This is a genomic window from Bacillus salacetis, assembly GCF_003581585.1.
Lineage (GTDB): Bacteria > Bacillota > Bacilli > Bacillales > Bacillaceae_B > Rossellomorea > Rossellomorea salacetis.
Genome location: NZ_QXIR01000008.1, coordinates 1 through 25,374 on the forward strand (window position 1 = coordinate 1; position 25,374 = coordinate 25,374).

23 protein-coding genes and 1 other annotated feature are annotated in these 25,374 nt (G+C 41.2%); of the genes, 3 read left to right on the forward strand and 20 right to left on the reverse strand.

Translation table 11 applies throughout. The features are described from left to right. Window positions 1-701: 701 nt before the first annotated feature. The 11 genes from pepF to D3H55_RS07665 form a co-directional block, all read right to left on the reverse strand. Window positions 702-2,519, reverse strand: coding sequence for an oligoendopeptidase F (pepF, locus tag D3H55_RS07615; RefSeq protein WP_119546307.1), 1,818 nt, complete (start codon window positions 2,517-2,519; stop codon window positions 702-704). 129 nt (window positions 2,520-2,648) lie between these two features. Further along, a complete protein-coding gene (locus D3H55_RS07620; protein WP_119546308.1) occupies window positions 2,649-3,761 on the reverse strand; it encodes a competence protein CoiA in 1,113 nt (370 codons plus the stop codon). 304 nt (window positions 3,762-4,065) lie between these two features. Next, a complete protein-coding gene (mecA, locus tag D3H55_RS07625; protein WP_119546410.1) occupies window positions 4,066-4,734 on the reverse strand; it encodes an adaptor protein MecA in 669 nt (222 codons plus the stop codon). A 605-nt stretch (window positions 4,735-5,339) separates the two neighbouring features. Then, window positions 5,340-5,735, reverse strand: coding sequence for a transcriptional regulator SpxA (spxA, locus tag D3H55_RS07630; protein WP_113930503.1), 396 nt, complete (start codon window positions 5,733-5,735; stop codon window positions 5,340-5,342). Window positions 5,736-6,038: 303 nt separating this feature from the next. Continuing rightward, window positions 6,039-6,611, reverse strand: a complete 573-nt coding sequence (locus D3H55_RS07635) for a GNAT family N-acetyltransferase (protein WP_119546309.1) — start codon at window positions 6,609-6,611, stop codon at window positions 6,039-6,041. Between the two features lie 304 nt (window positions 6,612-6,915). Further along, the gene (locus tag D3H55_RS07640; RefSeq protein ID WP_119546411.1) at window positions 6,916-8,097 is read right to left on the reverse strand and encodes a putative glycoside hydrolase; all 1,182 of its coding nucleotides are present in this window, start codon (window positions 8,095-8,097) and stop codon (window positions 6,916-6,918) included. A 231-nt stretch (window positions 8,098-8,328) separates the two neighbouring features. Continuing rightward, window positions 8,329-9,264, reverse strand: a complete 936-nt coding sequence (locus D3H55_RS07645; RefSeq protein WP_119546310.1) for an ABC transporter ATP-binding protein — start codon at window positions 9,262-9,264, stop codon at window positions 8,329-8,331. Beyond that, a complete protein-coding gene (locus D3H55_RS07650; protein WP_119546311.1) occupies window positions 9,264-10,334 on the reverse strand; it encodes an ABC transporter ATP-binding protein in 1,071 nt (356 codons plus the stop codon). The genes D3H55_RS07645 and D3H55_RS07650 overlap by 1 nt, the downstream gene beginning before the upstream one ends. A 17-nt stretch (window positions 10,335-10,351) precedes the next feature. Then, the gene (gene opp3C, locus D3H55_RS07655) at window positions 10,352-11,374 is read right to left on the reverse strand and encodes an oligopeptide ABC transporter permease (protein WP_119546312.1); all 1,023 of its coding nucleotides are present in this window, start codon (window positions 11,372-11,374) and stop codon (window positions 10,352-10,354) included. Next, window positions 11,374-12,303 carry an oligopeptide ABC transporter permease gene (gene opp3b / locus D3H55_RS07660; RefSeq protein WP_119546313.1) on the reverse strand — a complete coding sequence of 310 codons (930 nt, stop codon included), beginning with the start codon at window positions 12,301-12,303 and terminating at the stop codon, window positions 11,374-11,376. Before opp3b ends, opp3C begins: the two co-directional genes overlap by 1 nt. Before the next feature lie 181 nt (window positions 12,304-12,484). Further along, complete coding sequence (locus D3H55_RS07665) at window positions 12,485-14,167, reverse strand: peptide ABC transporter substrate-binding protein (RefSeq protein ID WP_119546314.1); 1,683 nt, start codon at window positions 14,165-14,167, stop codon at window positions 12,485-12,487. A gap of 504 nt (window positions 14,168-14,671) precedes the next feature. On the opposite strand from D3H55_RS07665, the gene D3H55_RS07670 reads away from it, so the two are divergent. Beyond that, window positions 14,672-15,046: a DUF3899 domain-containing protein gene (locus D3H55_RS07670; protein ID WP_119546315.1), complete on the forward strand. Its 375-nt coding sequence runs from the start codon at window positions 14,672-14,674 to the stop codon at window positions 15,044-15,046. A 39-nt stretch (window positions 15,047-15,085) separates the two neighbouring features. Beyond that, window positions 15,086-15,310 (forward strand) — a binding site (T-box leader). 66 nt (window positions 15,311-15,376) lie between these two features. Then, window positions 15,377-16,366 (forward strand): tryptophan--tRNA ligase, encoded by a 990-nt coding sequence (trpS, locus tag D3H55_RS07675; protein WP_119546316.1) that lies wholly within the window; start codon window positions 15,377-15,379, stop codon window positions 16,364-16,366. A gap of 318 nt (window positions 16,367-16,684) precedes the next feature. Here trpS and D3H55_RS07680 read toward each other — a convergent pair whose 3' ends face one another. The 5 genes from D3H55_RS07680 to D3H55_RS07700 form a co-directional block, all read right to left on the reverse strand. After that, window positions 16,685-17,431 carry a YjbA family protein gene (locus tag D3H55_RS07680; RefSeq protein ID WP_119546317.1) on the reverse strand — a complete coding sequence of 249 codons (747 nt, stop codon included), beginning with the start codon at window positions 17,429-17,431 and terminating at the stop codon, window positions 16,685-16,687. Window positions 17,432-17,689: 258 nt separating this feature from the next. After that, complete coding sequence (locus D3H55_RS07685) at window positions 17,690-17,938, reverse strand: YuzI family membrane protein (protein WP_240628513.1); 249 nt, start codon at window positions 17,936-17,938, stop codon at window positions 17,690-17,692. Between the two features lie 186 nt (window positions 17,939-18,124). Continuing rightward, window positions 18,125-18,907, reverse strand: a complete 783-nt coding sequence (locus D3H55_RS07690; protein ID WP_119546318.1) for a DUF2268 domain-containing putative Zn-dependent protease — start codon at window positions 18,905-18,907, stop codon at window positions 18,125-18,127. 352 nt (window positions 18,908-19,259) lie between these two features. After that, the gene (gene fabF, locus D3H55_RS07695) at window positions 19,260-20,498 is read right to left on the reverse strand and encodes a beta-ketoacyl-ACP synthase II (RefSeq protein ID WP_119546319.1); all 1,239 of its coding nucleotides are present in this window, start codon (window positions 20,496-20,498) and stop codon (window positions 19,260-19,262) included. Window positions 20,499-20,563: 65 nt separating this feature from the next. Then, window positions 20,564-21,499, reverse strand: a complete 936-nt coding sequence (locus D3H55_RS07700; RefSeq protein ID WP_119546320.1) for a beta-ketoacyl-ACP synthase III — start codon at window positions 21,497-21,499, stop codon at window positions 20,564-20,566. 246 nt (window positions 21,500-21,745) lie between these two features. On the opposite strand from D3H55_RS07700, the gene D3H55_RS07705 reads away from it, so the two are divergent. Continuing rightward, window positions 21,746-22,150 (forward strand): hypothetical protein, encoded by a 405-nt coding sequence (locus tag D3H55_RS07705; RefSeq protein ID WP_119546321.1) that lies wholly within the window; start codon window positions 21,746-21,748, stop codon window positions 22,148-22,150. Between the two features lie 106 nt (window positions 22,151-22,256). Here the strand turns inward: D3H55_RS07705 and D3H55_RS07710 are convergent, their stop codons facing one another. From D3H55_RS07710 to D3H55_RS07725, 4 genes are all read right to left on the reverse strand, one after another. Continuing rightward, window positions 22,257-22,445, reverse strand: a complete 189-nt coding sequence (locus D3H55_RS07710; RefSeq protein WP_119546322.1) for a ComZ family protein — start codon at window positions 22,443-22,445, stop codon at window positions 22,257-22,259. A 4-nt stretch (window positions 22,446-22,449) separates the two neighbouring features. Next, window positions 22,450-23,409 carry a BMP family ABC transporter substrate-binding protein gene (locus D3H55_RS07715; protein ID WP_119546323.1) on the reverse strand — a complete coding sequence of 320 codons (960 nt, stop codon included), beginning with the start codon at window positions 23,407-23,409 and terminating at the stop codon, window positions 22,450-22,452. 174 nt (window positions 23,410-23,583) lie between these two features. Continuing rightward, a complete protein-coding gene (locus D3H55_RS07720; RefSeq protein WP_136035657.1) occupies window positions 23,584-24,339 on the reverse strand; it encodes an NAD-dependent epimerase/dehydratase family protein in 756 nt (251 codons plus the stop codon). 22 nt (window positions 24,340-24,361) lie between these two features. Continuing rightward, on the reverse strand, window positions 24,362-25,102 hold the full coding sequence (locus D3H55_RS07725) for a hydrolase (RefSeq protein ID WP_119546325.1): 741 nt from the start codon (window positions 25,100-25,102) through the stop codon (window positions 24,362-24,364). Between the last annotated feature and the right edge of the window lie 272 nt (window positions 25,103-25,374).

Here is a 25,374-nt window from a genome sequence, read left to right on the forward strand (position 1 = left end):
AAGGACATCAACACTGCAAATGAGCTCCTAACCTGTCTTGAGTTCCAGTTTCAAGGACATCAACACTGCCTAAGAGCCCCATACCTGTCTTGACTCCCAGTTTCAAGGACATCAACGCTGCCTAAGAGCCCCGTACCTGTCTTGACTCCCAGTTTCAAGGACATCACCATTGCAAAAGAGACCAAAACACGTCTTGACTCCCAGTTTCAAGGACATCAACACTGCAAAAGAGACCTAAACACGTCTTGACTCCCAGTTTCAAGGACATCACCATTGCAAAAGAGACCCAAACACGTCTTGAATTCCAGTTTCAAGGACATCAACACTGCCTAAGAGACCCATACCTGTCTTGAATCTCAGTTTCAAGGACATCACCATTGCAAAAGAGACCCAAACACGTCTTGAATTCCAGTTTCAAGGACATCAACACTGCCTAAGAGACCCATACCTGTCTTGACTCCCAGTTTCAAGGACAAAAACATTGCAAAAGAGACCCATACCTGTCTTGACTACCAGTTTTAAGGACATCAACATTGCAAAAGAGCCACAAAATGGTCGGAAATCCAGGTTGTAACTTGGATTTCCGACCATTTTAACACTCTTTATCCCAGTGGATATCTAGGATTTCTAAATAGCTGTCTTTGAATATTATGACCAAAAAGGGCTCATGATTCAACATCATGGCCCTTTTCCTCATACTATTAAGATAACATTTTTTCCATCTCAATCAGATTTTCTTCAAATACTTTCATCGCTTCTTCAATCGGCTGCGATACTGTCATGTCAACTCCGGCTTTTTTCAATACTTCGATTGGATAGTCAGAACTTCCCGATTTAAGGAACTCGATATACCTTTCGACTGCAGGCTGGCCTTCCTCAAGGATCTGCTTGCTCAATGCTGTTGCAGCACTGAAGCCTGTAGCATATTGATATACATAGTAATTGTAATAGAAATGCGGAATTCGCGCCCACTCAAGACCTATTTCTTCATCGATAGAAATTTCTTCATCCCCGAAGTACTTTTTGTTCAATTCATAGTACTCCTTTGTCAGCATTTCGGCCGTAAGGGCTTCGCCTTCTTGAGCTTTTTTGTGAATGATATGTTCGAATTCGGCAAACATGGTCTGTCTGAATACTGTCCCCCTGAACCCTTCAAGGTAATGGTTCAATAGGTATAAACGCTTTTTCTCATCGTCAATTGTGTTGAGCAGATAGTTATTCAACAATGATTCATTGCAAGTTGAAGCTACCTCTGCAACGAAAATGGAATAATTTCCATAAGGATATGGCTGGGATTTTCTTGTGTAATAACTGTGAATACTGTGGCCGAATTCATGAGCCAAAGTAAACAAGTTATTGACGTTATCCTGCCAGTTCATCAGGATATACGGGTTAGTTCCGTATGCACCAGAAGAGTACGCGCCGCTTCTTTTGCCTTTGTTTTCAACGACATCGACCCATCGGTTTTCAAACCCTTCTTTCAACAGATTGATGTACTCATCACCAAGCGGTGTCAAACCTTCCAGGATCATATCCTTGGCCTCTTCATAAGGAATATCCATTTTCACTTCTTTTACAAGCGGTGTATAAAGGTCATACATATGAAGCTTATCAAGACCAAGTACTTTCTTGCGCAGCTTGACATATCTGTGAAGCAGATGCAGATTATCATTTACCGTCTTCACCAGATTTTCATATACTGTTTCAGGGATATTATTTGCAGAAAGCGCCGCATGACGGGCAGAATCATAGTTCCTTACCTGCGCGCTGAAATTGTCTTTTTTAACTGTGCCGCTTAAAGTGCTTGAGAATGTATTTTGAAATTTCCCATACGTCTTATAAACTGCTTTGAATGCGTCTTCCCTGACACGGCGATCATCACTTTCAAGAAAACGGATGTAACGGCCGTGAGTGATTTCTACTTCTTCACCGTTTTCATCTTTGATGCTGGGGAATTCCATATCGGCATTATTCAGCATACCGAATGTATTGGCTGAAGCTCCCAGTACCTCAGATGCCTGGGCAAGAAGCGCTTCCTGTTCAGCTGTCAGGATATGAGGGCGCTGCAAATTAATCTCTTCAAGTGCATGCTTATAAAGCTGCAAGTCCTTATTCTGCTCCAGGAAGCTGTTCAACTGACTCTCTTCAATCGCAAGCACCTCTGGGACAAGATAAGCAAAAGAGCTTGATAACTGTGTATACAGCGTTTTTGCCCTGTCATCAAGTCCTTGATAATATGAATTGGTTGTATCCTGGTCATATCTCATATGGGAATAAGAGTACAACCTTCCCATTCTTTCGGATACCTCATCCTGGAACTTCAAAGCTTTATAAAGCTGTTCTGGACTCTCAGATAGCGTACCTTGGTATTTACCTGCTTCTTTGATCAGTTCCTGTACCTCTTTATACTCTTTTTCCCATACCTCATCGCTTGCAAAAATATCTTCAAGCCTCCATGTCAATTCTTCCTTGATATCCTTACGATTCGGGAGACTCTTTACTGCTGTTTCGTTTGCCATATGTATCCTCCATTCTTTCGCTTTTCGAAATTAAACCTACCCTCTTACATTCTCTATCAAAAAAGAAAATCCTGCAAGAGATGGGTTTTTTCACAAAGTAAACCAGATTTTAGCCATAGAGTCTTAACGTTATTTAGTATGTGATTGCAGAAGTAAATATTCATAACAGGAGACTTTTTTTATTATGTCTCTTTCTTCCAAAACCATTAAGTAATTTTGCAGGGCTTTCTTTCTTAATTCTTCTTCTATGAGGGGAAGCTTTCGATACTGAATAAAGCCACCCTCTTCTCTGCGCTTCAGGCAATTAATGAAATCAGACAGATGTACTTTTTCACCTGCCGCCTTTCCCTTAAGCACATCACACCAGAGGTAATACTGCCACTCGATCGGATTGCTTTTGAAAAGGAGCATATGCTCACAGGGTAACCCAATAAATACAGGGAGTGCCATTAGATGATCACGGTTTAAATAGAGAGATCTCAACAACAAATCGTTCACTCCCCGGTTATATTTAATTTTGCATTGCTTCCAAGAATCTTGGGATGCTGTAAAACGTTCACTTTGTTGACGGTTTTCGTTATTAAAGGGAAGCTGGAATGGAAAAGGTATGGAGGTAAGAGGAACGGAATAAAGATTGAAGGTAAATATGTTCACTGATAAAGGGAAAAGATTGAAATAAAAGTAGATGGTTTCCGTAGAGCTGTTATAAAGAGCCAGCCAGTAACCTGCATGAACGCTGTATCTGATGAAATTTTGCTGAAAGCTGGATAACAGCAAAGTTTCTGCACCATTTGCCTTCACAGGTTTCCCTAAAATCCAAATTGGATCTATCCCTCTGCTGAGGTATCCGGAAGTCCTTTCAGCAAAGGCGGCACTGCTGATTGGGGTACATTGATACTCAATAGCAAAATGCCTCTTATCCAGTTGAATGAACACATCCGGTCTTTGTCTGATGGAAGGGAAATAGCGCTCTAATGAAACTTCGTCAAGGAATGAAGAAAAATGATGGAAAAGCTGAATTTTCCCTTTGAGATGGCGGGCTGTCTCTGGTTCATGGCTGCCTTCACATCGGGTACCCGAAACATGGGCAAAATGGGGGATCTTAATCTCTCCAGCTTTGATGGTAACCGGGGAACCGCATTGAGGACAAACGAAATTATGTCCTTTTATCATTCTAATCTGTTCAATTGATAATCGAAAAAGCGAGACTATTTCTTTTCGATTGTTTAATGCTGTCAGCATGATTCACCTCCTGTCCCTATAAAATTCTAGATAACCCGCGCTTTTCCTTCTTTTTCATAGGCTCTTTTTATAGACTTTGTTGCTGCTCAATATAAATTTCCAATATATATTGATAATTCGCGGTAAAAACCCCGGTAAGCAAGAAAGAAAAGAGCTACTCTCCCTTTTTCGAGTGAAAGACCTTGGACTACAGCGGAAAATCCGGTACATGGAATTTCTCCGAAAGCTAAAATATATGCGTAAACAGCCTTTTCACAAAAAATAACGCATCCTCCGGCAGAGAATGCGATGAGTGATATATTATTTAACTGAAATGTTTGGTTACTGTGTTGAATACATCCTCATCCATGATGGATGTACCGTATTCACTCAACCGATGTACAGTCAAGCTGGACTCATCCGCGTATTCAAGCATTATGCTCAATACATTATCGATTTCTTCCTCTGTAAAGTGTTCATCTGAAAACTCAATGTGAAGGTAATAAGTTCCTTCAAAGGAAAACAATTTTGTAGAAAGATGCTCATATACAGAGGCTGCCATTTTCTTGGATAGTGATATGACATCTTCAAAATCCTTGAATTTAATCGTGAATTCAAGTGATCCTTCTTGATCTTCCTGATCCTGTTTCATTTGGAAGTGTTGATCAAGAAAGTCTTCAATCCGCTCATCAACAGGCAGGTCCTTCATTTTGTCTTCCGGAATCGGCAGCTCAAATTTCTGTCCATCTTTGGTGACTTGTGCACGTGTTACCAAAACCTCGAGACCTTTGTCGAGAGCTTGTACTTGAATCCATAATGGACCTTCAATCGTAAAGTTCTCTTCCTGATGGACTTCATCCATCATCTCCCAGAAAAGCTCTTCGCTTCGTTCGCGGTTATACCAGATTTCTTCCCGGTCGAAGCCTCTTTCCTCTATATCGCCATATGAAATATAAAACTTTACAGTATTGTCATTAATACGTTCTATCTCCATCAAACACCTCTCCCTTCTGTTCAATTTGGTGAAGGGACTGCACCCCTGAGCCATCAGCTCTGAAAATGATGTAGACTGTTTAACTAATCTCTCTTCCTGGCCCTCAGCATTCATTTTGCCATTCCCTTGAATGCCGGTGACAGTGAAGCATGCCCTGAATTATTGCCATATCCTGAGCAGTTGAATTAGTTTATACCTTGTACTCTTATTTTATGATAAAACATACAGAAATGGAATTAAAAATATGCCTATTTTTCAATCATAGTAAAACCAAATACATTCCAGTGTTTTGGTTATTTTAGCTTAAATTCACTGAGAATTCAAGTTTTAGTGCTTCTCCCTTATTACTAAGTTATCCTATGTCCTATGCTTTAAAACATTTCAATAGGCAATTAAAAGCCTGTCTTCATATTGATTGCAGCTGTCGGGATTCTCCATTTGGCCAGCCAGTATAGAGAATTTTTCCCTTGCAATAAATTATTCATCTCTTCTCCTTCTCTTTTTCAACATTTTGTATAAAGGCATGGTGAATGGACCATATTGAATAGCAACAAAGATCACACAAAAAAAACCTCCATGCCTGGGCATGAAGGAATAAAAATATATTAGTTGACCATACGCTGTGCTTCAAGCAATTGGAATGTACGCACTTTACGCGGAAGAAAACGACGGATTTCATCTTCATTATATCCTACTTGAAGTCTCTTTTCGTCCATAATAATTGGTCTGCGAAGCAAACCAGGATTTTGCTGGATAAGTTCGAAAAGATTCTGCAGCGGAAGAGCATCGAGTTCAACATTCAGCTTTTGGAATGTCTTAGATCGAGTAGAGATGATTTCATCTGTACCGTCTTCCGTCATTCTTAAGATTTCTTTGATCTCATCAATGCTTAACGGTTCTGAGAATACATTTCTCTCTTTATATGGAATTTCATGATCTTCTAACCAAGCTTTCGCCTTACGGCAGGATGTACAACTAGGTGAAGTGAACAAAGTTACCATGAACCATTCACACTCCCTTATATTATTAAGACTTATTTTTTTACAAGTAGAGGTTTCTTTTAAATAAAGGTTTCTTATTTAATAATTAATTTAAAGAAGAAATCTCTCTTATGTATTATACATGAAAAAAGGTAACTTGAATATAGTTTTAACTAAATTGTCAATGATAGATGCAAGCATTTACATAACTTTTGTTTCATTTAACAAATACCCGATTCTATAACACTTAAAACATTTTTTGTGCATTTATTCTTACTTGAGAATAGAAAAGCCTTATTGAAAAATTCAATAAGGCTTTCTCATTCAAATATCCTTCAGGATATCTGTGTTCTTGTCTTCTTCAATATTTAATACTTCATCTGCCGGCTGATAAGATGCACCATAAAATTTTGTGTCTTTATAGGTATGAATCAGTTCATAGGTTTTGATCATGGATTGATAAACCAATTCCTCAGATTCATTTTCAGGTGCCCAATATAAGATTTCCATTTCGTTGATTTCATGTGTGGCAAGGGACCTTCTGCGGTACCCGATGCTGGAAGCGTGTTCGAAACCTTCCCTCTTATAAAACCTCAGTCTCTTTTCGGAATCTGTATCTTCATAATCAACAGGTTCAACTTCAAGAATGATTGGTTTTCCCTTTTTCTTTAATTTTTCAATCAGCTTATGCCCGAGTCCTTGTCCTCTTGCTTTTGAGGACACAAACAGATAATCAATGAATATAAAATCTTTGAGCTCGGCGTACATCAACACATGGTACTCATCTTCGTCCTTATGATAGATATCACTGCGTTCTTTGAGCAATGTTTCCATATGTTCTTTTGATTTCATTTCTTCTACAGGGAAATATTGATTTAACTTCTCATACCAATGCATGGATCTACTCCTTTTGTTTAATTAAGTCAACTTATGTCGCTTATCCACAATACACATTTATTATTTCCTGCCTTCAAAAAACAAAACGGGAAAGCAAAGCCTGGATATTATTTGTATTCTAGGGATATTGATTGCCTTCAGGAAGATGCGAAGGCAGTAAGTGGGATAAAAAAGTGGATGTAAAGCGGTTTTTATTACCAATTTAATTCTATCGTACTGAGAGTAAAAGTCAAATCATATGCGGCTGTGCCGGCCGGACATCAGCAAAAAACCGACAGCTTGCACTGCCGGCTTTCAGGGGAAATCAAGGTGTGAAATCCACATTTTCTGTATAGGTATTTCCCGCATTCCATAGGAGATATTCATTGATTCCCTGCTCTTTAAGTGCTTTGATCTGTGCTTCGACTTCGGCTTTGCCATACTGTTTATAATTACCCGACCCAAGATAAGACGCTGTAAAGTCCTGCAGCCAAGGGCGGGAAACCGGAGGATTTTCCAGTTCAGCAAGCTTTTTGTTCTCAAGTTTCGCATACTCGGTAATCAACTTATAAGGTTCAAGATCTGGTTTGGCTATCCCGAAATAGGAAGTCCAATGACTAGGATAGATCATCGAAGAAATGACATCGACATGTTCAGAGATCTTTGAGAAATTCTGGCCGATTCCAGGGGCTTCCGGTAATGTAGCCGTATAACCGAAGATATCAACTGAAACATCAACCCCATAAGGCTCGAGCTGCTCTTTTGCATATGCCACAAAATCTGTTACTGCATGAACCCTTTTTTGAACATTGTCTTCATCTAAATCAGCATATTCCCCCATGCTGTATTTCAGTTCCGTGTCTCTCTTTTCAAAGCCTTCCGGGAAGCGGACATAGTCAAATTGGATTTCCTGGAATCCCATCTTGGCTGCTTCAATGGCAATGCCCACATTATAATCCCAGACTTCTTTCAGGAACGGATTAACGAAGGATTCTCCCCTTCCGTTTTTCCATACTTCATTGCCTTCCATATAGGAGAGCTCAGGCTTTGCCTTTGACAATACGGAATCTTTGAATACTACTACCCTGGCAATAGGATAGATCTGCTTTTCTTCCATCTTTTTGAGTACTTCGACAGGATCCTTTATATAGGGCTTGCCAATACCTTTATATTCGGATTCCTCTGTCTGGTAGGTGATGTTACCCCAGTCATCCTTGATATCAATTACCATGGCATTCAAGTCAGTATTATCAATTAAGTCTATCAAAGTATCAAAACGGCCGCCGCCCGCAGAGTGCCCTGTTACATAAACACCCCTGACAGCATCCGGATATGTAAATTCCAGGCCTGAATCATAGATGAAACGGGACATTTGCTTAGGCAGTGACTTTTCCTGTAAACCAAGCTCAATGGATGAGTGTTTCTGCATTGTCTTCCCTTCTGTCTCCTCAGCACTTGCGCTGGTAAACGGCAAGAGACAGAGGACTGATATCCCCATCGCTGTCATTGCACTTCTAAATTTCAAAATTAACCTCTCCCCTTAACATTTTAGTGATAGTTTACTAATTTCGTAATTTTTATATTATATACCCTATTTTACCAGTGAATGAGCAATATATAAAACATTTTTACTGACTAAAAGCGAGATTTCCTGGGGAATCAAATCACAACCGTTTAAGAGGCATCTGCCGGGGTATGCATATAAAAAGACCTCAGATAAAATCTGAGGTCTTCTATATTATTGTTTGTATTGTGCTTTATATTGAGCGAATTCCTTTTCAGAACAATATACAAAGTGACCTGGTGCAACTTCACGAAGTTCCAAATCATCACTTTCGGTATAATTGTGGACTGCAGGATCATAGGTTTTACGCTTTCTGGAACGTTCATAGTCCGGGTCAGGAAGCGGTATGGCAGACAGAAGCGATTGTGTATATGGGTGAAGCGGATTCTTATATAACGCATCACTTGGCGCCAGTTCTACAAGCTTACCAAAATACATAACTCCGATTCTGTCACTGATGTATTTAACCATTGAAAGGTCATGGGCAATGAAAAGATATGTTAAACCTTTTTCACGCTGAAGGTCTTTCATCAAGTTAACAACCTGAGCCTGGATTGAAACGTCAAGTGCTGAGATCGGCTCATCCGCAATGATGAAGTCAGGATCTACTGCAAGGGCCCTGGCAATACCGATACGCTGGCGCTGACCGCCTGAGAATTCATGCGGGTAGCGGTTTGCGTGCTCTTTATTCAGACCAACCGTTTCAAGAAGTTCATGGACTTTTTTCAACCGCGCTTCTGAAGAAGTAGCAAGACCGTGAATATCGATTCCTTCAGCGATCAAATCAGCTACCTTCATACGGGGGTTCAATGAAGCGTAAGGATCCTGGAAAATCATCTGCATTTTCCGGTTGAACTTTTTCAGTTCCTTACGGGATTTTTTCCCATGAACGTCTTCACCTTCAAACAAAACCTGTCCGTCAGTGGCATCATAAAGGCGGATGATGGTACGTCCTGTAGTGGATTTACCGCATCCGGACTCACCAACCAGCCCCAATGTTTCCCCTTTGTAGATGTCAAAAGAGATATCATCCACTGCTTTGACCATGTTGGGTTTTCCAGGGTTAAAGTATTGTTTTAAGTTCTTAATTTCTAGTAATTTTTCAGCCATTATGAGCGAACCTCCTCAAATAATACCGGCTCATCATAGTTGGAAGGCATTTTGCGCTGTCTCACTTTAACAGCTTCCGGCGGCTCGACATTTGGAGCATCAGGATGCAGCAACCAAGATTTGACGAAGTGTGTATCAGACACTTTATAAGTCGGTGGTTCTTGTTCGAAATCAATTTTCAGTGCATACTCACTTCTGAGTGCGAACGCATCTCCTTTTGGAGGGTTCATCAGATCAGGAGGAGTACCAGGGATCGCTTTCAGCTCTTGGCCAGTTTCTGTATCAAGTGTAGGCATAGATGCCACAAGCCCCCAAGTATAAGGATGTCTCGGATCATAGAAAATTTCATCCACTGTTCCAGATTCCACAATCTGTCCGCCGTACATGACAGCAACACGATCAGCAACGTTTGCCACAACACCAAGATCATGAGTAATGAAAATGATGGATGTGTCAATTTTGTTCTGCAGATCCTTCATCAATTCAAGGATCTGAGCCTGGATTGTAACGTCCAGTGCAGTAGTAGGTTCATCCGCGATAAGAATCTTAGGATTACATGCAAGTGCGATCGCAATAACGACACGCTGCCTTTGACCGCCTGAGAACTGGTGGGGATACTGCTTGAAACGCCCTTCAGGATTCGGAAGTCCGACAAGCTTTAACAATTCGATTGTACGCTTTTTCGCATCTGACTTACTCATGTTCTGATGCTTCAGAAGCGGCTCCATGATCTGCTTGCCGACAGTCATTGTCGGATTAAGAGATGTCATTGGATCCTGGAAGATCATTGAAATGTCTTTTCCGCGGATCTTTTGCATGTCTCTCTCTGATGCTTTTGCCAGGTCTTTGCCTTCAAAAACCATTTCACCGTTTTTAATGAAGCCTGCTGGTTTAGGTAGCAGCCTCATAATCGCTTTGGTTGTTACAGACTTACCAGAACCTGATTCACCAACGATCGCGAGTGTTTCACCTTTATCAAGATGAAAATCGACTCCGCGAACTGCTTTTACTTCTCCCCCGTATGTCGTGAAGGAGACTTGTAAATCATTAACTTCTAATATTCTACTCATTTTTTCTACTCCTTCCACTATTTACGCATCTTAGGATCAAGTGCATCGCGCAATCCGTCGGCAAGCAGGTTGAATGCTAAAATGATTATAGAGATAACCACAGACGGAATCAGCATCATGTGAGGGTAAGACTGGATAGACTTGTAACCCTCATTCACCAATGATCCCAAAGATGCTTGAGGTGCAGCAATACCCAAACCGATAAAGCTAAGGAATGCTTCCATGAAAATGGCCGATGGTACTGTAAACATCGTTGTAATGATAACAGGACCCATGACGTTAGGAAGCAAGTGTTTCCAGATCAACCGGTTGCTTGTCGCACCGAGTGTACGGGAAGCCAATACAAATTCCTGATTTTTCAATTGCAGGATCTGCCCACGGACTATCCGCGCCATACCGGTCCAACCGGTAATTACCATCGCCATCGTAATGGTGAATAATCCAGGCTCAAATACAAGGATAAACAGTATTACGACGATCAAGTTTGGTATACCAACTAATACTTCGATAACACGCTGCATAAAGTCATCAATTCTGCCGCCGTAGTATCCAGAGACACCGCCGTAAGCAATACCAATGATTAAGTCAATCAAAGCTGCAAGGACACCGATGTATAAAGAAATTCGTGTTCCCTGCCATGTTCTGGTGAAAATATCGCGTCCTAAGTCATCTGTCCCAAACCAATAATTAGTTTCGACTTGTCTTGTTTCATAGGCATTAACCCCATTGTGGTCGATACCATCGAACCACGGCATCCAGGAAAGCGCTTCAATTTTAGGAGGCAGCTTTGCATGGCGGATATTTTGTTCTTTATACGTGAATTCATTCAGACTAGGGCCTATAATCGCCATAATTATAATGAGAATCATTAGTACCAGGCCAATAATGGCACCTTTATTCTTGAATAATCTGAGCCAGGCATCATGCCAGAAACTCAGGCTTGGTCTGCCTATAACTTCGGATTCCGACTCACTTGCCCGCCTAGGTTGGAAGAGGTCAGGATTTAAGTTTTCTAGGTCTTTTCTGTTGTTTACTTCCATTATTTCTTCCCTCCAGCCAAACGGATACGAGGATCAATTATTCCATAAAGGATATCCACCAGGAATATCACGCCAATAAATAGGACACTGAAGAATAATGTTACACCCATGATTACCGTATAGTCATTCGTGTTGATAGAGCTGACGAACTGAAAACCAAGACCAGGAACGGCAAAAATTTGCTCGATTACAAGTGTACCTGTCATGATACCTACAGTCATTGGTCCTAATATAGTTACAATTGGAATCAATGTATTTCTGACAGCATGTTTAAGTATTGTTGCACTTCTGGAAATTCCTTTTGCTTTTGCCAAAAGGATATAATCAGTACCTAATACCTCAAGCATTTCTGTCCTTGCAAAACGGGCGATGGTTGCTACAACTCCTACTGTCAAAGCCAAAGTAGGTAAAATGGTGTGTTTAAATTCTCCCCACAGGGCAACTGGCAACCATTCCAGTTGTACACCAACCCAATATTGCAGAAGACTTGCAAAAACGAATGATGGAATGGAAATTCCTAACACCGCTAAAGTTGTTGCACCGTAGTCTATCCAGGAATTGTGCCGTAATGCTGCAAAAATCCCTAAAGCTAACCCAATGATTGTTCCTAGTACGATTGCTTGGAAACCAAGTTGTGCGGAAGGACCAATACGATCACCGATAATTTGTGTAACCGGGCGATTGTCGTACTGGAATGACAAACCTAAGTCGCCTTGCGCTAAGTTCGTCATGTAAGTTACGTATTGTACTGGGAGAGGATCATTCAAACCATACTTATCTAGGATGATTTGCTGCTGCTCTGGTGAAAGCTTTTCTTGGTTTGTTAGTGGAGACCCAGGAAGGAGCTTCATCAGAAAGAATGTGGCTGTTGCGATAATTAATACTGTAATAAACATATAAGCAAGTCTTTTCAAAGTGTATTTGATCACTCTTTAGCCCCCCTTTTTCTATTTTTTATTTTTTGGCTACCTTACATATTATATCTTATTTCGACAAATTTTCAATCTATTTTTTAAATTGCAATTACTTTCACGATTCAGTGGAAAAGGAGAGTGTATGCCAATGCATACACTCTCCTTTTGAAAGTTTGTTTCATTGAGCGGTTATATGTTACTCAATGTAAGCCCATTTGTAAGTGAAGTCAGCACCGAAAGCATGCTTAAGGATTCCGTGTACATATGGACGTTCAAGGTATGACGCACCAGCTTGGTACATTGGGCTGATCGCTGCATCTTCGAACAAGATCTGTTCAGCTTTCAGTAATGCTTCCCAACGAGCTTCTGGATCGCCAAGCAATGTAGTTTTCGCATCTTCAACCAACTTGTCATACTCAGGGTTAGAGTAAGCCATTTGGTTATGAGCTCCGTCAGTAACGAACATATCAACGAATGTCATTGGATCTGGATAATCCGGACCCCAGCCTGCGAATGAGAAGTCATATTCACCTTTAGTTTCTAGGTCAAGCTTTTGTTTGAATGGCTGTTGAGAAATTGTTACAGTAAGTCCTTCAAGGTTTGATTCAAGCTGTTCTTTCAGGTACTCACCAATTTTCTTAGAGCTTTCAGAGTCGTAGTTCAATAGTTCAAGAGAAACTTCGTCGAACCCTTCCTCTTCTTTAGCTTTAGCCCATGCTTCTTTAGCTGCTTCAACATCAGTTTCATTGAAGTTCCCGTTAGTTTCACGGTAGTCAGCTCCATCAGGACCGAATACGAAGTTCTTTGGAACTAGGTAGTATGCAGGGATGGAACCATTGTTAAGAAGGACTTGTACCATACCTTCCTTGTCCCACGCCATGTCGATTGCTTTACGTGCATTTACGTTTTTCAACACTTCATTCTTCTGGTTAAGACGAAGGAAGTAAACAGAAGTCTTTTCACGAGTTTTGAAGTTTTCGTCACCTTTGTACTGGTCTACGAATTCAGCTGATAATCCTACTGTGTCAGCTTTGTTAGTTTCATACAGGTTAACCCCTGTAGCAGTATCTTTAACGATGTTCCAGTTGATTTCTTCCAATTTAACTACGTCAGCTTCCCAATAGTCAGGGTTCTTCTTAACCTGGAAGCTTTGCTCATGTTTCCAGTCGCTAAGTACGAATGGACCATTGTAAACAGATGTGTTTGCTTCAAGGCCATATTGATCGCCTTGTTCAGTGATGAATTTTTCATTTTGCGGATAGAAAGTTGCGAAAGAAAGCAATGCTTTGAAGTAAGGAACTTGAGTTTCAAGTTGAACTTCAAAAGTCTTCTCATCTACAGCTTTTACGCCAAGTTCGTCAACTGGAAGTTCTCCAGAGTTAACTTTTTGAGCGTTTTTGATGTCATACATGATATAAGCATATTCTGCTGCAGTATCAGGATTCAAAGTTCTCTTCCAAGAATAAACGAAGTCGTTTGCTGTTACAGGGTCGCCATTGGACCAGACAGCATCTTCACGGATTTTGAAAGTGTAAGTCTTGCCGTCTTCGGAAACAGTTGGCTCTTCAGCAGCCATACCAAGAACCGCTTCATCGTTTTCACCTAAACGATATAGACCTTCATATACCTGGTTCATTACGATGAATGAAACCTGGTCAGTTGCTAGAGAAGAGTCCATTGATGGGATCTCAGAACTTTCCAGCAGGTTAAGTACTTGCGGTCTTTCTTCTTTCTGTTCTTCACCTTCACCGCCGCCGTTGTTTCCGGAGTTGGAGTTGGAGTTGCCGTTAGCAGAGTTGCCATTGTTTCCTCCGCAAGCAGCAAGGAATGTAGTTAGTGCCAATAGTAGCACCAGAAGAAATGAAAACTTTTTCTTCATCTTGAAATTGACCTCCTCGTGTTTCATATTTATTTATCTTCCGATTTGTCAGAAGATTCGTTTTCTATTATACAACATACAGAAATTATTGCAATATTAATTTAACAGTTTTTTTGCAAAATTATCACATCTATCTGTAAACCCTGTAATATCAAGGTTTTGACCACTTATTAACCTTTCAGTTTCTGTTACAATCTTTACAAAAGTGACTTTCATAGCATTAATTTCCATAATATTCATATATTCTTTTTACTGTTTTTTAATACTAAGACTAATTTTTATTCAATTAAATGAATGGATATTGTTTATTGGTAAGAAGATATCATTCTGAAAGATTTTTCTATCGTCCTTCTATTTATAGTAATTATCAGAATTTAAAGAAAATATAACCTCTTGTAAATGCTCCGGCATATTAAAAACTTCCTGCATATATATTTAAAATCCCTTGATAATGACCGCCAAGGTTCGATATACTTATAAAAAAAATAATGTTGGTGAAAATGATTGAAAAAAGTTTTATTTGCAGTACTTATTATATATTTGCTTTCAGCCGTATTTTCGTTATTTTACGACGATGGGTTCCAGCTGGAGATCATCAATATCTCCTTCCTTATCGGAATGGGGCTGGCAGTCACAGGCGGGCTGATGAAGGTGGTCGAGTCTGGATTTTTCAACGGCATCCAATACTCGTTCAAACGTTTTCGGAGAAGCACAAAAGAGGGAAACTACATCTCCCAATTTGATGATATGGATCAGACAAAGGAAGCTCATGAAGAATATAATAAGAATAACAAGTTTGCACTGACGAATCCTTTTCTATTAAGCGGAGGTATTGCTGTTGTTGTTGATTTGCTTGTCTCTTATCTCTTCTACACTTGATTTCTGTATTCCTATTCTCTTATAACCATTTCGAATACTGAACTTGCGATGACAAAGAGTAGTACATATAAGCTGTTTTCTCAGAGAGTTTGTGGCAGGTGGAAACAAACAGGCGGCTGTATGGAATGGACTTTCGAGCTTCACTTGTGAATGATAGTAGCTTGTGACGGCAGCCCGCCGATATTGGGGCTCCATGTTTCATGGACCAAGAGGCCTTCAGGGCAACTTAGGGTGGCACCGCGGAATAAATCATTCGTCCCTATCACTATTAATGGGATGGATGATTTTTTTATGTAAATACCAAGAGTAAAATTAATTGGAGGAAATGAAATGCAGACAATATTCAGCGGGATTCAACCAAGCGGAACAATTACTTTAGGAAATTATATCGGGGCATTAAAACAGTTCACTGAACTGCAGGAGGACTATAATTGTTATTTCTGTGTTGTGGATCAGCATGCAATTACTGTACCGCAGGACAAGGCGGAATTAAGAAAGAACATAAAGAGCCTTGCTGCTCTTTATGTTGCCAGCGGAATCGATCCGGATAAGTCGACACTTTTCATTCAATCAGAAGTGCCCGCCCACGCGCAGGCCGGGTGGATGCTGCAATGTGTAGCGTACATCGGGGAACTTGAGAGAATGACCCAATTTAAAGATAAATCACACGGTAAAGAAGCTGTATCCGCAGGGCTGCTGACATACCCGCCGTTGATGGCCGCGGATATCCTATTATATAAGACCAATCTGGTTCCAGTGGGTGAAGACCAGAAGCAGCATCTTGAACTGACAAGGGATTTGGCTGAGAGGTTCAATAAGAAATATAATGACATTTTCACTGTACCGGAAGTCCGCATCCCAAAAGTCGGGGCAAGGGTGATGTCCCTTCAGGATCCGCTTAAGAAAATGAGCAAATCGGACCCTAATCAAAAAGCTTTCATTACGCTCCTGGATACACCCAAGCAAATTGAAAAGAAAATCAAGAGTGCAGTTACTGATTCTGATGGGATTGTAAAATATGATAAAGAAAATAAGCCGGGGGTTTCAAACCTGCTGTCGATTTATTCTATCTTATCAGGGAAGAGTGTGGAGAACCTGGAAAAGGATTACGAAGGTAAAGGCTACGGAGATTTCAAGGGAGATCTCGCACAGGTAGTCATTGATGCACTTGCCCCTATCCAAGAAAGGTATAATGAACTGATCGATTCTGCGGAATTGGATGAGATACTGGATAAAGGTGCTGAAAAAGCAAACTTCACGGCAAACAAAATGCTGATGAAGATGGAAAAAGCCATGGGACTTGGGCGGAAGAGACGATAATATTGATGAGAAAAGGCAGCCATCGAGGGCTGCCTTTTATTTGGTTGTTACATCATTCATCTGGTATGTATCCTGGTTGGTTTTTTTTGTAGTTCCCCTCTCTTTTGGACTTTAAGACCTCTCTACGCGCCTTTTCTCCTTAGCTTCCTTCCTTTTTTGGAATTAAAGATCTCTCTACGCTCCTTTTCTCCATTCCCGCACTTTTGGACTTTAGGAGCGCTCTATGCACCTTTTTAGCGAACTTTTCCAAGGAAACCCACATCCTTGTGTTTCTTCATTTTGTCAAACAGATTAAAAAGCAGCCACGATGGCTGCCTTTTAATTCACTTTTGGACGGTTCTCCAATTCCCATAGTTTCTCAAAGAATGGCTGTCCTTTTATTAGGTTTTCGCAGAAAAGCAGGTGTTTTTTTGACCAGCCTTCTTTTGTTTCTTCAAAGAGGCTCTGCCATGCTTCTTCAAAATCCATTGATTGGATTCTTTCATAATTTCCTGGTGACCATTCTGTACACCAGTAACGGATTTCGGCTGTATTCTTAGAGGAGTGCAACTGATCGAGCGCCATGAACATCAACTGTTTCAATTGCCGTTCCCTTCTCGTCAATCCACTCATTATTGCCGGCTTTGGTGAAAGGATGTGGTAATCTTTAGCTTTTCTTTCAAGCTCGAAATTGTAAGTATAACATTCTTGATCTTCTGTCATTTCATAGACCAGCTGCTCTTGACGTGGTATGATGCGGCTTTTTCTTATAGGGATGGAGTACCCAATGGTGTCCACGGCAAGTATGCCTGTCCCATCCGTGACAATAAAACAATATTCCATCTGGATCCGCTCGTGGTTTTTCCGCAAATATGCTTTTTGATAAATGTCATTCAATAGTGCCTGAGGCAGATCTGACAAATCATTTTCTATGAAGTGGAAAAACCCAGGTGTTACTTTAATCAGCGGAACCTGATCGAGAAGTTCGATTGTGTCCTCTTTTCTCCATTCATGAAAGTGACATACATTATATCCGTTTTCTTCACCTTCGAACCAATTAACCCATACATCATGAAGATATAGCATGATTGACCCCTCGTTTCACCCTATTTGTCAATCAGTATAGGCAAATTTCAGCCAGTTTATTCCTGTATAAGTCCTTCAATTTTCCAAAACTGCCTGATTGGCCTATAAAACTTTGTGAAGGTTCTGCATGACGTTTTTTCCATAAAAATCGCACAGAATTTCAAAACCTAACTATTTTGGTGCTGCAGGCAATCCCTCAGCACGCAGTTAAATTAACATAGCTTTTCAAACAATCATAGAAGCACTAAGTGGAGAAGATTATCTTTTCTTTGGAGGTGAATAAATGGAGAGCGTGACCAGCAGGAGGCCAGCCAGAAGAAGATAGCCTTCCACTCTGCCGGAAATGAAGAGGAAATAGTCCTGAAGTGTGAGGCCTGTTGCCAGTAAATTAAGGTACATAATCAAGGTTACACCGCCAGATACAGAAAGGCCGTAGCCTATCAACAAAATGAAAACTCGAAACATCATCCCTTCCGCCTTTACCGTCCAGATTTTGAAAACATTCATAACCTCACCTTTTCTGCTTGTCCATCTATTAGAAACATATGAAGCGATAAGGGTAAATATGTATGCTGCTAAATAACAAAGCTATTAAGGAGTCCTCCATATCGACCTAGTTTAAATCATGTATTATTGCTTCAGTCCTTTTATCAGTGAACACTTTAGAAACTAAAAAAGAGAGGATACCCCCTCTCAGCTTTCCGTTTCCTGTTCATCCTCTATAAACACAGCAGCATCAAGGGTCATCATTTCCTTTGCAGCCGTTCCATACTTTTTTCTGTATTTTTCAACGATATAGTATCCCATTGCATACCCCAGTAGAGCAGGATACCTGCCCCTGCCAAGAAGCAGCTGATCATGCCTGGCCTCCTGCCGTTTTAAGTGCAGCTGGTTTTTGAAATGCTGATTCCATAATTTCTCAAGCAAGTATCCGCTGTATTTCTTAGTCCAATCACTAACATACTGATTTCCGCAATATTCTTTAACCGCATCCTCTGCCAATCCTTCAAAGATGATGGAATCCAGAAGCGTATATTGTTCCGGGTCTTTTTCCAAGAGATTCATCCTTGTGCAATGATGGTATTCATGCAGAAACAATGCCTCCCATTCCTTTGCATCCTCATCGTCTGATATGAACAAGTAAATTTCATCTCTAAAAGAAACCCCGGATTTCTTAAAGCCATTCGAGAAAAAGCCTCTGCTCTCCTGTACGGGAAAGATATAGATGGGAACGGACGGCCCTTTCCAAAGAGTACGGTATTTTTTGTATAATATGTCCATCTTCTTCCATGCCTCTCGTTTTATTAAAGAAGCTGTCTGTTTTTTTGTGTTCGCCGATGGCGAGTACATCCCAAACATCTTTAAGTATCCGTATAATTCTGCAGCCTTCCTTTTTGTTAACCCCTTCTTCATCAGCATTTCTTCAGGGGCATGTGCATCTTCCTCCAGCCAGCTGTGTGTTTCGATGACTCCCATGGACGTCCTCCTCTTTTAGAATATAGAATAAATAAAAGCACAAGCGTCTAGTCTAGATCATCCCCGACAGGCAAAAGACGATCCGGCGGACCGATTCAAAAAGGCTGTTTTCGCATATATTGTTGCTTTCGGAAAAATCCCAGGTGCCGGATTTTCCCCCTGTATACAAAGGTTTTACTCTCGAAAAAGAATGAACAGCTCTTTTCTTTCCTGCTCACCGGGGTTTTTACGGCGATTTACAAGGATATTATATGAAATATATATTGAATAGCGGCAAAGTCTTCGAAAAGAGCCCTAAAAAAAAGACTGTTTCAAAAGGATTTTTTATATCCTTATGAAACAGCCTGATCATTTATTTATATTTTTTAAAGACGATTGTTGCATTGTGGCCGCCGAATCCAAGTGAATTACTCATAGCGACGTTCACTTCCGCTTTCCTTGCTCCATCAGTTACATAGTCAAGGTCACAATCAGGATCTTGTGTTTCCAGATTGATTGTAGGCGGGAGGACATTATCTTGTAGTGCCAGTACAGAGAAAATCGCCTCGACACCGCCTGCTGCTCCAAGCAAGTGGCCGGTCATTGATTTGGTTGAGCTGACAGCCAATTTATAGGCATGATCGTGGAAGACCTCTTTAATCGCCATTGTTTCATACTTATCATTATATGGAGTGCTCGTTCCATGCGCATTGATGTAATCCACATCTTCTGCAGAAAGGCCGCCGTCTTCAAGGGCAATCTTCATTGCTCTTGCTCCGCCTTCCCCTCCTGGTGCCGGTGCTGTGATGTGATGTGCATCGCCTGTTGAACCGTAGCCGACGATTTCCGCATAGATTTTTGCTCCCCTGGCCAGAGCGTGTTCAAGATCCTCAAGGACGATGATCCCTGCACCTTCCCCCATCACGAAGCCATCACGGTCAGCGTCAAAAGGACGGGATGCTTTAGCAGGATCCTGATTGGTTGATAATGCTGTGTTCGCACAGAAACCAGCCATTGACATTTTTGTTATAGGTGCTTCAGTTCCGCCTGTTACCATGACGTCTGCATCGCCTCGCTGTATGACTTTGAAGGCATCGCCAATTGAGTTCGTTCCTGTAGCACAAGCTGTAACGGTACATGAATTGATTCCCTTTGCTCCAAGAAGGATGGAAACCTGTCCTGCTGCCATATCAGGAATGATCATCGGCACGAAGAATGGACTTACCCGGCGGTAGCCCCGTTTCTGGAAAGTTTCAAACTGATTTTCAAATGTTTCCATCCCGCCGATTCCCGATCCAATCCAGACACCTACGCGATTAGCAATTTCTTCAGTTATATCAAGGTTGGCGTCTTCCACGGCCATCATAGAAGCTGCCACTGCATATTGAGTGAAGCGATCCATCTTTCTTGCTTCTTTACGTTCTACATATTGTTCCGGATCGAAATCCTTCAGCTCTGCTGCTACCTTTGCGGGATATTCATCCGCGTCCAGCCTGGTCAACGGGCCGATTCCGCTTTTACCTTCCAAGACATTAGACCATGTTGTTTCAACATCATTTCCAAGCGGAGTCACTGCGCCCAATCCTGTTACTACTACTCTGCGTTTATTCATTCAGTTCCATCTCCTTTTTATGGTCATAGAAGACTTGATTTAATTTCAATTTGCAAGCTGTGAAATCATCGTCCCCATCTTAGGGCGATGGCACCCCATGTCAATCCGCCGCCAAAGCCCACCATTACAAGTACATCATCATCTTTGATCTTTCCTGCTTCCAATTCTTCTACCAGCGAGATCGGTATGGATGCCGCTGATGTATTACCGTATTTATTGACTGTTTTGGACATCTTTTCTTCTGGAAGCTCAAGCCGTTGCCTTGATGCCTCCATAATTCTGATATTAGCCTGATGGGGAATAAGGAAATCTACATCCTCTTTTTTCAATCCGGCCTTTTCAATTACGTTGATACTGGATTCACCCATTTGTCTGACAGCAAACTTGAATACTTCCCTGCCATTCATGTAAATATAGGAGTCATCCTGGAATAGATGTTTTCCTCCAGAGCCGTCAGCTCCAAGTTCGAAGGAGAGTATGCCTCTTCCCTCTGAAACCGGACCCATGACAACTGCCCCTGCTCCGTCACCAAACAGGACTGCTGTGTTTCTATCGTTCCAGTCAGTGATTTTGGAAAGTTTTTCCACACCTATGACCAGGATATGTTTGTAAGCATTATTTTCGATGAACTGTTTCGCTGTGATCATTCCATACATGAATCCTGCACATGCAGCGCTTAAATCCATAGCTGCCGCGCGTTTTGCACCAAGTCTTTCCTGGAGCATTGTCGCTACAGAAGGAAATGGCTGGTCAGGCGTGACCGTTGCCACAAGTATCATATCAATCTCTTCCGCTGATATGCCCGCATCCTTGATTGCTGCCTTTGCGGCCTCGTAACTTAAATCAGACGTGTTCATATCGTCACCGGCAATCCTTCTTTCTTCGATTCCCGTCCTCGTCCGGATCCATTCATCTGATGTATCTACCATCTTTTCTAAATCTGCATTCGTTAAAACCTTCTCAGGTACATATCTCCCAATCCCGATAACTCCAGCATTCATTCAGAGTCCCTTCTTTCTGGTTTAATTGGCGCAGCACGTTTGCCTCTTTTGTTATAAATTGCTGCGTACGTATGAAGTGGGTGGTTATATCTAATATTTATATCAATTATTATGACTTGGTACTAATTTTAACGAAAATCAGGTACTCATGCAATAGTTTTTAATCCCAAGTTATTTTTCATATATACACGTTTGTCTATACGTGCACTGTAAATTTACATATTTTAATTAAAAGGAGTCTTTAAAATGATCTTTTCGTTATTTAAGATCATTCAAATCGTGAAATTCACCAAGAAAACTCTGGCAGGTAAGAAAGAAAAGAGATGCTTTCCTTTTTCGGATGAAAAACCTTTGAATAAGGGGGCCCGCCCTTGGGATATTTCCGAAAGCAACAATTATTGCGAAAGCATCCATTTTGAAAGAAAGGAGATGGTCTGGATGGAGCACAAACCGCTAAGGCAGCACCCCTTCGATATAATGGTCAGGGGGAGACAAGAGGGTTTGCATGAGGAGGAACAGGGCAAAGAAGAAAATGAGACCGGGAGTGGAGATTTGTTTTCAAATATAGAAACATTGATGACCGCAGTTTCTGATTTAAAGCCTCTTTTGAATAAAGTCATGCCTTATATTACGAAATGGACTAAATCGTAGAGACAAAAAAAGATTGATCTTCAAACAAGATCAATCTTTTTTACAGGCTCCTTCCGCTGCTATCTTCAATTATATATCAGTATATTCGCGAAATCAGTCTATACCATTACTTATTTTCTTCAAGGGCGTCTTTCCTTCCCAATTCGTATGCCTCATTCATGACTTGGGTGAACATGTTCATGAACGGCTGGATCATATCCATTGATAATTCAATGCCTGACTGATCCAATTGCTGCTTTGCTTCTGGCAGATACTTCATGGCGATTTGCATGAATTCCATATTCTTATCCTGCATCTGTCTATTCCTTCCTTTCCTCCGGTAAATTACCGGTTTTAATATAGGCTTGGATATCGTCTTTGATGGCTTTCCGGAACTCCTTATCCACTGCAGGGCTGAATCTGCCCATGGATATGACTTTATCTTGAAAGTCGAATGGGATATTCCCGGAATCCAACTCATCATTGGCAAACCTCTCCGCTACCACTTCATACAGTTTGTCCACATGCTGCACTGTACTGGTCAATACCGTTGATTCTCCCATATCTGACTGGTCGGATACATACCCAACAGCATACAAGCCTTTTTCCTTCAGCTTTTCGATCATAGGGACATTATAACCGTCACCTGCCGGGTATACAATATCCACCCCTTGTTTCAACTGCATATGTAACATGACCATCGCCTTTTCGGTATTATCCCAGTCATCGGTATAATCCACGAGAACGTTCACATCAGGATCCTGATATTTTGCTCCATCAATATACCCTTCGACCTCCGGCTGCCAGGCATAGGAAGCGATCACGCCGATATTCCGGCTTTCCGTTTGATGGGCAGCAGTCATCCCACCGAAAAACCCCATTGCATATCCTTCAAAGTTCAGGCTGGTAGTATTGGAATGGTTGGCATTTCCATTGAAAGAAACGAAATGGATATCCGGGTACTTCTCCGCAATTTGATTAAAGAATGGGGCATACTCCTGTCCATGGCCGAAAATGAGATTGACACCCTTCTTGTCGTACTCTGCCACAGCCTTCTCGACGGCCTGTTTGGTTGTGATCCCTTCCTTGTAGAAGACATCCACACCAAACTCTGATTGGATCTTCAATAATCCTTTATATCCTTTTGTACCCCAAACTTGATCACTTATTGTTTCAGTAACAAGCAATCCCACATTGCCGAGGCTTCCTTTGTCCCCCTGCTGGGAGCATCCGGAAAGTAACAACAGCAGAACCAGGATGATACAACCTGTTTTTTTCATTTAAGCAACTCCTTAAGGATGCCAGCCAATCGCAAATCTCACCGTTGCTGGCAGCTTTATCCGCACCTCAATGCGAATCCCCTGCAGGAAACATCCTATTATGCAAGAGTTTGACTCTTATTATTTTACATGGGTTTATGAGTGAAGAAAAGAAAAATTTAACAGGGCTCCTCCTCAACAGTTTCTTTGTTTATCCAGGACATCCTTAAATAGGGAGGAGGAATGCACCTTCAACTTTTCCACATTATCTGGAATTATATCATTCAGACGCCCCGGCTCCTTGATTTCGGGTCTGCCCAACAGTCCGAGGATTTCACTCCAGCTGTCTGAGCTGCCTGTTGTAAGTTGAATGTTTTTGGATTGGCTGATGTTTTTGATAGTAAGAATGGCGCTTGCGGCATCCTTAACAAAAATCGCATCCCGTATATCATCCACATAATTGACACTTTGTTCTGACTCATCCAGGATTTGCTGAAACAAAAAGGCCCCGGGCTGATGAGGACCGAATAGGGTCGGAATGTAAATCTTATAGTGCTTTTCAAATTGATCCTCAGTGTAGGCAAGCAGCTCCATCAGTTCATTCTCCCTTGTGCCATCTGGTATAACAGAAGGAAGCAGGACAATGGCTTCCGCTATAGTGGAATGGTTGTTTTCAAGGAATTTCTTTATTTCCCCTAAGTGACCATCGGATTTATTGACTGTAAAATGGTCATACAAATTGATGTATGCCCTCTCCGCTGAACACCCGTTCAGCAATGCCTGCTGAAGTGGCTGGTAGGTAATATTGGCGTTTCTGCCCACCTCCAGCCACCTTCTGCCTGCCTTGTCTTCAATATCTACCGCGAGCACTTCAAATCCTTCCTCAAGAAAAGCCAAGCAAAGTTCAAATCCCAAAAAACCCAGTCCGCCCGTAATGACTGTTTTACTCATTATTTCTCCCCCCGCTTCCTCATTATAATTCTTCATGCTGTGCATAGTAGGATACAACCTTCAATGAAGTTTTGTATCTCTTCTCAGGAAGGATAATATATATTTCTCCAGGAAGATCCTTGTCATTTCTTTCTATATATATATCTTTTATGAGAGGGAATTGGTTTTTATAACGGGAGGTGTTGATTGACTGGATTGTATAAATGGGTGTTTCCGCTGCTTTAAGTCTGTCACCTGAAATTATTTTTTTATTTATCATCTCTTCACAATGGGCCTCTTCAACGCCATACGCAAGTGTGATTTCTTTCTTCAGCTTTTTATAAAAAAACTTTTGTTCTTTTTCCTGAGAAAAATGCTCATATAGAGAGACACAGGGTGAAAGCAGGACAACCGAACGCATCTGGTGTCCCATCACCGGCAATAGCTTCTCGATTAACAGCCCTCCCATCCCTTCCGCCAGTACATGAACTTTTTCATTTATGATTTCCCTTCTTTTTACATAATGATAAAGGCGCTGGGTCAGGCTCACCGCTTTTTCACTCGCCCAGTTTGCTCCGTATAAGTTCGAGTAAAACACGATATAGCCTTTGTCCATCAATTCAGAGATGATCGACCTTCTTGTCTCCTGCTGTAGCCAGAAGCTGCTCTGCTCATCCACATAGTGATTAACATCCCCCAGAATAAGGACTGCAAATCCATTTGGGCGGAAAGGATAGTGCACAATGCAAGGTTCATTGTCGATTTTGAATATACGATGGTTCATGTGAAATTTCTCCTTTTAACGTGCTGTCGTTCCCCTCAATCAATTCCTTGTATTAGCGGTCAGCTAAACATAAATCGTCATGATAGTTTATGACATTATTGTACAAATGTTTGGGAGACAGCCTATAAAGCACGAAATTATACACCTGTCCCCCTGCCAGAAGAAAAGGTTTACAATACTGTCATGAAAATGATTTAATATTTTCTGCAAATATGGTACTATAAAACAGAAATTGAATTATTGAAGGATTGCAGTTCCTTTCCGGAATCGAT